This window comes from uncultured Clostridium sp. (genome assembly GCF_937920395.1).
Lineage (GTDB): Bacteria > Bacillota > Clostridia > Clostridiales > Clostridiaceae > Clostridium_AD.
In genome coordinates this window covers 1-10446 of record NZ_CALEVF010000391.1, presented here as the reverse complement: position 1 = coordinate 10446, position 10446 = coordinate 1, and the positions used below count along the sequence as shown (strand labels likewise).

At 34.5% G+C, this 10446-nt stretch carries 10 protein-coding genes and 2 pseudogenes; 11 read left to right on the top strand and 1 reads right to left on the bottom strand.

The genetic code is table 11. From position 1 onward, the window contains the following. Window positions 1–79 precede the first annotated feature (79 nt). The 11 genes and pseudogenes from Q0649_RS22885 (at window position 80) to Q0649_RS22835 (ending at window position 9568) form a co-directional block, all read left to right on the top strand. The gene (locus tag Q0649_RS22885) at window positions 80–1330 is read left to right on the top strand and encodes a family 43 glycosylhydrolase (RefSeq protein WP_298847442.1); all 1251 of its coding nucleotides are present in this window, start codon (window positions 80–82) and stop codon (window positions 1328–1330) included. Window positions 1331–1343: 13 nt separating this feature from the next. After that, window positions 1344–1517 (top strand): hypothetical protein, encoded by a 174-nt coding sequence (locus Q0649_RS22880; protein ID WP_298847439.1) that lies wholly within the window; start codon window positions 1344–1346, stop codon window positions 1515–1517. Then, window positions 1518–1658, top strand: a complete 141-nt coding sequence (locus Q0649_RS22875; RefSeq protein WP_298847436.1) for an ABC transporter permease subunit — start codon at window positions 1518–1520, stop codon at window positions 1656–1658. Between the two features lie 257 nt (window positions 1659–1915). Next, the gene (locus Q0649_RS22870) at window positions 1916–3970 is read left to right on the top strand and encodes a beta-galactosidase (protein WP_298847433.1); all 2055 of its coding nucleotides are present in this window, start codon (window positions 1916–1918) and stop codon (window positions 3968–3970) included. Between the two features lie 11 nt (window positions 3971–3981). Then, window positions 3982–4251, top strand: a complete 270-nt coding sequence (locus Q0649_RS22865; RefSeq protein WP_298847430.1) for a hypothetical protein — start codon at window positions 3982–3984, stop codon at window positions 4249–4251. Between the two features lie 153 nt (window positions 4252–4404). Continuing rightward, window positions 4405–6021: a glycoside hydrolase family 43 protein gene (locus tag Q0649_RS22860; protein WP_298847428.1), complete on the top strand. Its 1617-nt coding sequence runs from the start codon at window positions 4405–4407 to the stop codon at window positions 6019–6021. Window positions 6022–6317: 296 nt separating this feature from the next. Then, window positions 6318–7046 (top strand): hypothetical protein, encoded by a 729-nt coding sequence (locus tag Q0649_RS22855; protein WP_298847425.1) that lies wholly within the window; start codon window positions 6318–6320, stop codon window positions 7044–7046. A gap of 112 nt (window positions 7047–7158) precedes the next feature. Next, complete coding sequence (locus Q0649_RS22850) at window positions 7159–7455, top strand: hypothetical protein (RefSeq protein ID WP_298847423.1); 297 nt, start codon at window positions 7159–7161, stop codon at window positions 7453–7455. 84 nt (window positions 7456–7539) lie between these two features. Further along, window positions 7540–8229: pseudogene (locus Q0649_RS22845) on the top strand (beta-galactosidase). After that, window positions 8210–9340: pseudogene (locus Q0649_RS22840) on the top strand (beta-galactosidase); the annotation flags it as partial. The pseudogenes Q0649_RS22845 and Q0649_RS22840, both read left to right, overlap by 20 nt. Beyond that, window positions 9320–9568 carry a Beta-galactosidase C-terminal domain gene (locus Q0649_RS22835; protein ID WP_367179444.1) on the top strand — a complete coding sequence of 83 codons (249 nt, stop codon included), beginning with the start codon at window positions 9320–9322 and terminating at the stop codon, window positions 9566–9568. The pseudogene Q0649_RS22840 and the gene Q0649_RS22835, both read left to right, overlap by 21 nt. Before the next feature lie 314 nt (window positions 9569–9882). On the opposite strand, the gene Q0649_RS22830 is transcribed toward Q0649_RS22835, so the two are convergent. Further along, the coding region (locus tag Q0649_RS22830; protein ID WP_298847420.1) for an asparagine synthase C-terminal domain-containing protein at window positions 9883–10446 on the bottom strand (564 nt) is incomplete at its 5' end.

Genomic DNA, 10446 nt, shown 5'->3' with positions numbered 1-10446 from the left:
CCGTTGATATATAAAGAAAAAAACAAATAAGTAGTGTAAAAAAATTTACACTACCACATAGAAGAAGGAGGTATACATTATGAATCCAATTTTATCACTTGAATACTTTATTCCTGATGTAGAAGCTAGACAATGGAATGATGGAAAGGTATATTTATATGGCTCTAAAGATATCAGTGGAGATGATATATACTGTAGTTATGAATATCAGGTATTCTATTCAGAAAATCTCAATGACTGGTCTACGTCAGGAATTAGTTTTACCGTGGACGGGATAGGCGCTGATGGTAAAAGATTGTATGCACCAGATTGTATTTTCAAAAATGGAAAATATTATCTTTATTATTGCCTAGATGGAGGAAAAGAAGGCGTTGCAGTAAGTGATAATCCAGAAGGACCATTTAGAAATTTGCAGATTATAGAAAAAGCGTTAGGAATTGACCCATCTGTTTTAGTAGATGATGATGGTGAAGTGTATTATTTTTGGGGTCAAGTCAATCTAAAAGGCGCAAAACTAAAAGAAAATATGGTTGAAATAGACAGTGATACATTCCAAGATAAAATTCTCACTGAGAAAGTGGAAGGTTTTCATGAAGGCTCATCAATCCGAAAAATACACGGGTTGTATTACCTAGTTTACGCGGATATCTCAAGAGGTAAAGCAACTTGTTTGGGGTATGCAATTAGCAAAAGTCCTTTGGGACCATATGAAAAAAAAGGTATTATTATTGATAATATTGGATGTGATCCGGAAACTTGGAATAATCATGGTTCCATTCAGGAAATCAACGGTAAATATTATGTATTCTATCATAGGTCGACACACCACAGTCGCTACAATAGACGTGTATGCATTGAACCAATACAAATTAGTGATGATGGCACAATTAATGAGGTTGAAATGACTTCACAGGGGGTAGAAGGTCCAATTGATTGTAGAAGAAAGTTGAATGCCTCTGCTTTTTGTATTTTAGGTGGTCAGGCATACTTGACAAGTTATGAGGATTCGAAAGTAGTATATAACTATTTGAATAATATACATTGTAATGACTGGATTGGAATAAAATATTATGATTTCAGCAATAATGTAAGTCAGTGTTCAGTGGAAGCCTCTAGTTGTGGATATGGCGGTAGTATAGAAATACATTTGGATAGTCTGGAAGACCTTCTAATTGGGGAAATAAAAATAGGTTGTACAAACGGCAATTATGATTTTAAAGAATTTGTATGTGACTTAAGTCAACAGATTACAGGCACTCATGCTGTGTACCTTAAATATATAGATATGGATGGGAAATCAATGAAAATTAAGTCAATCTGCTTTCATTGATAAGCAGCAAAGTATGGATTCATTACCTTGGAAAAAGTGTTTAATTAGAGTTCTGTTAGTTACAATGATGGTACCATGGACAGTAGGAATTATCACTTGGTTCTTTATGATGCCAAAGTTCGAATGGATTAATAATTACTTAGCACTGATTATTCCAGGTTGTGAAAATACGTTTGGAATATTTTGAATGAGACAGTATTGTCAGAACAATGTACCAAGGACATTAATAGAGGCAGCTAAAATTAATGGATGTAGTAAATGGGTCATATTCTTTAGGATTATATCTCCTATCTTGCTACCAGCATATTCAGGACTTGGTATCATGTAGTTTGTAAATACATGGAACGACTTTATGCAACCATTGCTTATATTACGTTCTAATGAGGTTCAGGCATTGACCCTTATGTTAAAAATATATGTTGGGAGATCCTACTAGAGGAACTGATATGGGAGCTGTGATGTTAGCTGGTTCTTGCACGCGACTAAGTTCTTTATGTCTGGACTTACGGCTGGTGCTATTAAAGAATAATTCCATATAGAATTGGTGTTTTAATGTAATAAAAATATACATAAGGAGTGAAAAAAATGGATAACAATAAAAATATAAAGGTTGATAAATTATCACTAGGAACATGTTATTATCCTGAACAGTGGGATGACAAGTTATGGAAAAGTGATTTAACACGCATGTTAGATCATGGAATTAAGACAATTCGTATTACTGAATTTGCATGGAGTAAGTTTGAGCCAACAGAAGGTAATTTTACATTTGATTTCTTTGATAAATTTATGGATTTAGTTAAGGAAACGGAAATGAAAGTAATATTTTGTACACCTACAGCGACACCACCAGCATGGCTCACTTTTAAATATCCGGAAGTATTGAATGCAAATATGGAAGGTGTACTATATCGTCATGGTGCAAGACGTCATTATAATTATAATTCACCCAAATACAAGGAGCTTACAAAGATTATTGTAACTAAACTAGCAGAGCATTATTGCTCTCACCCCAATATTGTGGGATGGCAGATAGATAACGAAGTTAACTGTGAAAAGAATGAATTCTATTCGCAAAGTGATACTACGGCTTTTCGTAAATTCCTTCAAAATAAGTATGGAACTCTAGAGAAACTAAATCAGACATGGGGAACTGTTTTCTGGAATCAGGATTATACGGATTGGAAAGAAGTATTTGTACCAAGATTAACTATTAGTAATGCTGTTAATCCTCATGAAGTTATGGATTATACTAGGTTTATTTCGGATAGCGCATGCAGGTTTGTAAAACTTCAAAGTCAAATCCTTCATAAGTATGTTAAAAAGGGTGATTTCATTACCACTAATGGATTATTTAGTAATTTAGATAATCATCGTATGACTAGCGAATCTTTAGATTTTATCATGTATGATTCTTATCCGAATTTCGCATATACGTTGGAATCAAACCCGATACATTGCACTGATTTAAATGATAGAGAGTGGAGTAGGAAGCTTACAGAAGTTCGATCGATTTCTAATAATTTCGGGATTATGGAGCAGCAGTCTGGAGCCAATGGATGGAATACAGATATGGAGGCTCCTTCACCGAAACCTGGACAAATGACATTGTGGACTATGCAGAGTGTAGGTCATGGAGCTGATTATGTAAGCTATTTCCGTTGGAGAACGAGTACTATGGGAACAGAAATATACTGGCATGGAATCCTTGATTATTCAAATAGAGATAATAGAAGATTGGCTGAAGTGAAAGATATTGATGGCAAAATTGATAAAATTGGGGATATAGCTGGTTCCAAGTATATGGCAAGTTTTGCTGTGCTTAAAGATTATAATAATATATGGGATGCACAGCTGGATAAGTGGCATCAGAGAGTAGAAGAAGTCAGTCAGAAAGGATTATTCCAAGCGTCTCAGTTAACGCATACGCCTATGGATTATGTTTTTATTCAGGATAATACAGAGTTATCGGACTTAGCAAAATATCCAGTATTATTTTATCCTCATGCTACAATATTGACAAAAGAAGTAAAAGATTTATTAGAAGAATATGTAGACCAAGGTGGATGCCTAATATTCGGATGTCGCACTGGATACAAGGATGCCACTGGTAAGTGTGTAATGGCGAAGCTTCCAGGGCTCGTACAGAAACTTTCCGGGACGGATATCCCAGAATATACTTTTGTTAGCCCTGCTGATGACAAAGTATATGTTGATTGGGATGGAGATAAAATAGAAGCAGCAGTGTTTAATGATATATTAGAGCCACTTACAAATAAACAAGAAGTACTTGGTAAATACACTTCAAATTATTATGAAGGAAAGGCTGGGCTCATTAAGAATACATACGGAAAAGGTAGTGTGTATTATTTCGGTGGAGCATTTACAAAGGAGACTGTTGAAGTATTCTTAAGAAAACTCGAAATTATAAACCCATATGCAGACAAGATAGAATTGCCAGCTCAGTGCGAAATAGCAGTGAGAAGCAAAGACCGAATACAATATATATTTGTTTTGAACTATTCAAATCATGAGGTTTTAATAGAATTAAAACAGGAAATGTTAGATAAATATGAAAGTAAGAAGGTATGTGGAAAAGTAGAATTGAAAGCTTATGAAACAAAGGTCTATGAAATCTGAAATTCTTAATATTGTCTATTGATCTTAGTATTAAAGAATTGAATGCCATCCAATGGCAACAAGGAGCAGGACAACTAAGCCCAGTGGAATGGATAGATATGTTAAAGAAGATTCAAAAAGCAGGAAAAAGTATACACACATGGGGTTCAGCTAAGGATGTGCTTAAAATGCTAGACTATCTCTCACCAAAAGGTCTATATGTAGAGGTATATGATATTATGGACAGCCCTCAGGATGCAGAGGATTTCATTAGGGAAGTTGAAAAAAAATGTAAAGCATAGTTTTATTTAAAAAGGCATATTAAGGGTTTCCTAAATAAGATTGTTAGTTTAGTTGCAACAGATGCAGGAATCACACCGATTTTACCTGAATAATATGTATTAGAATACTTTAGTTTTCTAATACACTTATTAAAAAAAGGGGTTTTATCTATTATGGATTTAAATAGAGCAGAAACAACACCTACAGATTATATAAAAAATCCAATTCTTCCTGGGTTTAATCCTGATCCTTCAATTATAAGGGTAGGAGATGATTATTATATTGCTACTTCAACCTTTGAATGGTATCCAGGGGTTCTTATTTATCATTCAAAAGATTTGAAAAACTGGAGGTTAACAGCAAGACCTTTGAGCAGATTAAGCCAGTTGGATCTTACTGGAGTACCCAGTTCAGGTGGGATATGGGCACCATGCTTATCCTACAATGATGGCACTTATTATTTATGTTATACAATTGTTTTAAATCATGACGGTATTTTCTGGAACATGCATAATTATATCGTAACCTCTAATGACATATGCGATGAATGGTCGGAGCCAATTTATCTTCACAGTGATGGGTTTGATCCTTCTCTTTTTCATGATGATGATGGAACAAAATGGTTGGTTCATCGTTCGTTGGATTATAGAAATCCTAATAGAGGAATAGCCCTTCAAGAATATTCTGAAAAGGAGAAAAAGTTAATAGGTAAACAACTTATTATTTTTAAGCGTTCTGATATAGGTGATGCTGAAGCACCTCATATCTATAAGCTTAATGGCTGGTATTATTTGATTGTAGCAGAAGGCGGCACTGGACTTGGCCACTGCGTTACTGTCATGAGAGCTAAGAATATAGAAGGTCCTTATGAACCTGACCCTCAAAATCCTATGTTAACATCTAGAGATGATTTAACACTGCCTTTGCAAAAGGCTGGACATGCAGATATAGTCCAAACACAAACAGGAGAATGGTATATGGTACATCTTTGCGGAAGACCAATTAAGACAAGCGGATTGTGCACACTAGGAAGAGAAACTTGTTTAGAAAAGGTCGTCTGGACTAAGGAAGGTTGGCTTAGGATTGAAGGCGGCGATAATAAACCGATGCTTTACGTGCCTGCTCCGAAGTTAGAAGAGAAATACTTTAAATCAACTCAAGATAAAGATGATTTTGATAGCACCACTTTAGATATAAATTTTCAAACACTCCGAATTCCTATTGATGAGTTTTATATAACACTGAAGGAAAGACCTGGTTACTTGAGGTTAAAGGGTAGAGAATCTTTAAACTCAAGATTCAAACAAAGTATAGTAGCAAGGCGTCAGCTATCCTTCTGCTTTACAGCATCTACCTGTGTTGAATTTGAACCACTTTCATTTAAACACATGGCTGGGCTTACATGCTATTATAATACTATGAGTTTTCACTACCTCAAAATTAGCTATAAAGAAGGGTTAGGTAAATCTCTTGAGATTATAACCTGTGATAATGAGATCTATTCTTTTCCTGTAAATGAACCTATTTGCATTGAAGGATGGAAAAGGTGCTATCTTAAATCAAAAATAAGTTATCAGAATCTACAATTTCTCTATTCTAAGGATGGAGTAAATTGGAATAAAATCGGTCCAGTACTAGATGCAGGTATTTTATCTGACGAACATGTTAATGGCTGGGCGTTTACTGGTGCTTTCATTGGCATATGCTGTCAGGATCTTACTGGTGGGGCGATAGCTGCTGATTTTGATTACTTTGTTGTAACTCAAACATCTCCACATGATAAAGATTAAGTTAACAATACGGTCTTTTAACAGTAAATCATATTGTGGATGGTTTTAAATACAAACAACATTAATTCATGAGAGGAGAATGCTAAATGTTCAAGCTAGTAGAAAAATTAGATAAACCAATTATCTTCAAGGGTGCAGCAGGTACCGAAGACATCAAATACGGGTTTGAGGGAGGAACTGTCATAGAAATAAACGGAAAATTCCATCTTTTCACTTCGGAAATGACGGATGACCCATTTTGGGTTAAAATGAAATTAAGTCATTGGGTCAGTGATGGAGGGAAGACTTTCAAGCGTATGTCTACGCTGATGGAGTCAAGCGGTGATTTTACTGGAGATGACCCACGAGCGGCATTATGGTCACCAATTCCTACATTTGATGAACAGAATGGGTATTGGTATATGACTTATGTAGCCTATCGTGCAGCTCCAAACACAGAAAAACAGCACAGAATCAACATGGATGGTAAAATATGGTTATCTCGTTCGGAAACTCCTGGTATTGAGGGAATAGGGGGTCCTTATGAGGACCTAGGAATTATTCTCCAAAAGGATGAAAACGCTGATCTGTGGGAAGGCCTTCAAGGGTCCGACTCATTTTATCCTTATCGTTTAGGCGATATATGGTATTCTTTCTATGGAAGTTGTGATACGCAAAGCTTACCCATAAAATGGTGGGGAGTGGGTTTGGCAATGGCTCCAACCCTCCAAGGTCCTTGGACCCGTTGTACCAAGATGAACCCTGTATTGATTAATGACATCTTTACTGAAAATCCGATTGTGACTAAAATAGACGGTCTATATTATGCTTTTTATGATGGCGGAAACAAAATGGGTTACAGCATTTCAGAAGATGGAATTCACTGGTCTAAAGGTCATGAAATTATGTTCGAGAGAACATGGGAGAAAAACGTAAGAACACCTTTAAGTTGTATTGCATTGGGAGAAGGTCTATACAGTGTTTTTTATACAGCGTATGATGAAAATGGGTTTGGATGTGTTGGGAACATGACTATAAAGAAGTAAGTAGATGATTTAACGACGGGAATTTGTTCAAATTGGTCTAGGCGCTGCTAGGTCTCTTTCAGAATGCATATGGCTGGTAGATGGAGGGAAACCATGGAATGAAAATAAAATTATGCCAATAAAATGTTTTGTATTAAGTGAACAATCAAAAATATGTTTAAAAGTTAATGCAAGGGATATATATTCAGGAGAAGTGAAACAAATTATCGATTTATCCATGAAACCCCTACCAAATTCAGAAGCTTTAAAACTTATGACCAATATATTAGATAAAAAAGATAAGAAAGCATTTCTGCAAGACACAACAGTACAATTATTATCAGGTAATTATACGCTGGAGGCTGTGGTAACTAACGAGAAGGGGAATGTTTTATTCAAAGGAGCTGGTAGAATAAGCGTTATTAAATAATATGAAGATAACTCATTTTCTAATGATAGGTTATTAAAGAAATTCGTATTGTAAATTTATTAAGAGCTGAAAGGTGGGGTATTTATGTTTTTTGGTGTTGATTATTATCCAGAACATTGGCAGGAAGAACGCTGGTCAATTGATGCAAAGATGATGAGAGAGGCAAGTATTAATATAGTAAGGCTTGCAGAATTTGCATGGCCTAAGATGGAGCCGTAGGAAGGTAATTACAATTTTTTATGGCTCGATAAAGCTATTGAAGTTTTATCAGAGGAGGGAATTAAGGTTGTTTTAGGAACGCCTACTGCCGCTGCGCCTAAATGGCTTATGGATAAAAATTCAGAATTTTATCCTAAAGATGTTTATGGATTAACAAAAGGATTTGGAACAAGAAGACACTATTGTGCTAGTAACGAGGTTTATAGGGAGTATTCAAAGAAGATAGCTATAGAAATGGCTGAGCATTACAAAAACAATTTAAATGTTATTGCTTGGCAAATCGATAATGAGTTTGGAACGCAATGTTACTGTCAAAGCTGTCATAGCAGATTTAAGACATGGGTTAAAAATAAGTATGGTACTATTGACAAGCTTAGTGACGAATGTGGAACTGTTTTTTGGAGTCATACCTATAGAAAGTTCGATGAAATTATTATTCCTATGTATTCATCTTCTGATGGATTTTCACAAAACAATTCAAGTACTAGCAATTTGTTATCAACTCCTTTCAACCATAATCCTGGTTTATTATTAGATTTCTTTAGATTTCTTTAGATTTTCTTCAGATAATATAGTTGAATATCAAAAGCTACAAATTGATGAAATTAGAAAAAGAAGCTCACTGCCAATAACTCATAATTATATGGGGCATTTTAGCGAAATTGATTATTACACTTTGGGGAAAGATTTAGATTTTGTATCCTGGGATAATTATCCTAATAATATGTGGGAAAAATCTTCTTACAAGAGCATTTCTATGGCACATGACTTAATGAGAGGGATAAAAAATAAAAACTTCTGGATGATGGAACAGCAAAGTGGTCCCTGTGGATATAAATAATTGGCAGATAATCCTGAACCAGGACAGGTTAGACTTTGGACTTACCAGTATATTGCTCATGGAGCGGAGGCAATAGTATACTTTCGCTGGAGAGCATGTACTGTTGGAACTGAACAATACTGGTATGAAATACTTGACCATGACGGAATAGCAAGAAGAAGGTATAGGGAAATAAAGGAGATTGGTAAAGAATTAGATAAATTAGGGGATATTTTTGTAGATTCTGAAAATAAAGTTGAAGTTGCACTAATAAAATCCTATGATAATTTTTGGAGTCATCGAGGCCAACCTCACAATACAAAATTTAGCTATAATCAACTTTTAGAAAGCTACTATAGTGCATTAATTTCAAATAATATTAATACAGACGTAACAAGCGTTGATGCAGATTTTTCAAAATACAAGTTGATTATAATGCCAGCATTTAACTTAATGAATGAAGAAATAGGTAAAAAATGTGACGAGTTTGGTCAAAGAGGGGGAGCATTATTAATAACCTTTAGGTCGGGGACAAAAACATGGAATAACAAAATGACCACTATGACAGTAACTGGATACTTTAAAGATATGTCAGGAGTGGAACTCGAAGAATTTGACTCAATAAACTTTGGAAGAACTGTAGATGTAAAAGGAGAATTTGGAAGTGGAACAGCTTCAATGTGGTGTGACGTATTAAAAACAAATGGTGCTAGAGAAATAGCTGCCTATAATAGCCATTACTACAAAGGGACTCCTGCGGTAACAGTGAACAAGTACGGTAAAGGAAATGTTTATTATGTGGCATGTGATCTGGATGAGATTGCTATGGAAAACCTTATAAACATTATAGTAAAATCTGAAATGATTTTGCCTGTCCTTAAAGATAAAATACCTGGAGTAGAGGCTGTTAAGAGAGAAAAAGATGGAAAGCGTTATTATATGATACTAATTTATAATGATATGAGTACTGAAGTTTTCATTGATGGTGAATATAAAGACTTGTTAACTGGAGAAAAAGTAGTAAGTAAACTAACTTTATCACCATACGGAGTTGTAGTTCTTCAGGTTGTATAATTTAATTTCAAACTTCATGAGAGCTAAATTATTTTTAATATTTACAATTTGTATAAATATAAGCAAGTGATATAGATTTTTTATAGATAGTAATGGTGCTTTGAATGGATTTAATTTCTTTGGTGTTTACGATACTCTATAAAAAAAATGAAAAAACCTGTTGATTTAATTGAAAAATAGATTTAGATTATACATCGAAGAAATTGACAAGTATGAGGTCATTATTTATGAGCGAAAATAAGAGTTAATATGAAACAAAAGAGGACACTGTAGAAAAAAATCTACAGTGTCCTCTTTTAAAGTCTTTTTATGATTTACTTTAAAATGACGTTATATTCTTTAAGCCAAGTGTTTACTTGAATTAAATATGCTATAAGTTGAGGCCCTGTCATAAGTTGACCATACCAAGGATTCTTATATGCATTACCACCTGAATCAACTATTTCCTGAACATGTTTTTGGTCTATTAGCTGTAATATTGGTGAGGATTTATCTTTTAATATATTATTCATTAATTTTTGAACAGCCATTGTATAACCTGGGTTGTGAGTCTTTGGATAGGGACTCTTTTTTCTCCAAAGTACGTCATTTGGAAGAAGTCCTGTAAGTGCTTCTCGTAGAACTCCTTTTTCACGTCCTTTATAATATTTCATATCCATAGGGATATTATATGCATATTCTACAAGTCGTTGGTCTGCAAAAGGAACTCTTACCTCAAGGCCACTTGCCATACTCATTCTATCTTTCCTTGTAAGCAATGTTATCATAAACCACTTTATATTTAAATAAAATAATTCTCTCATTCTATGCTCTCTTTGGCTTTCACCAGGAACACCTGGAACTTGTCTTAAACTTTCATCATATTTATCTTGAACATA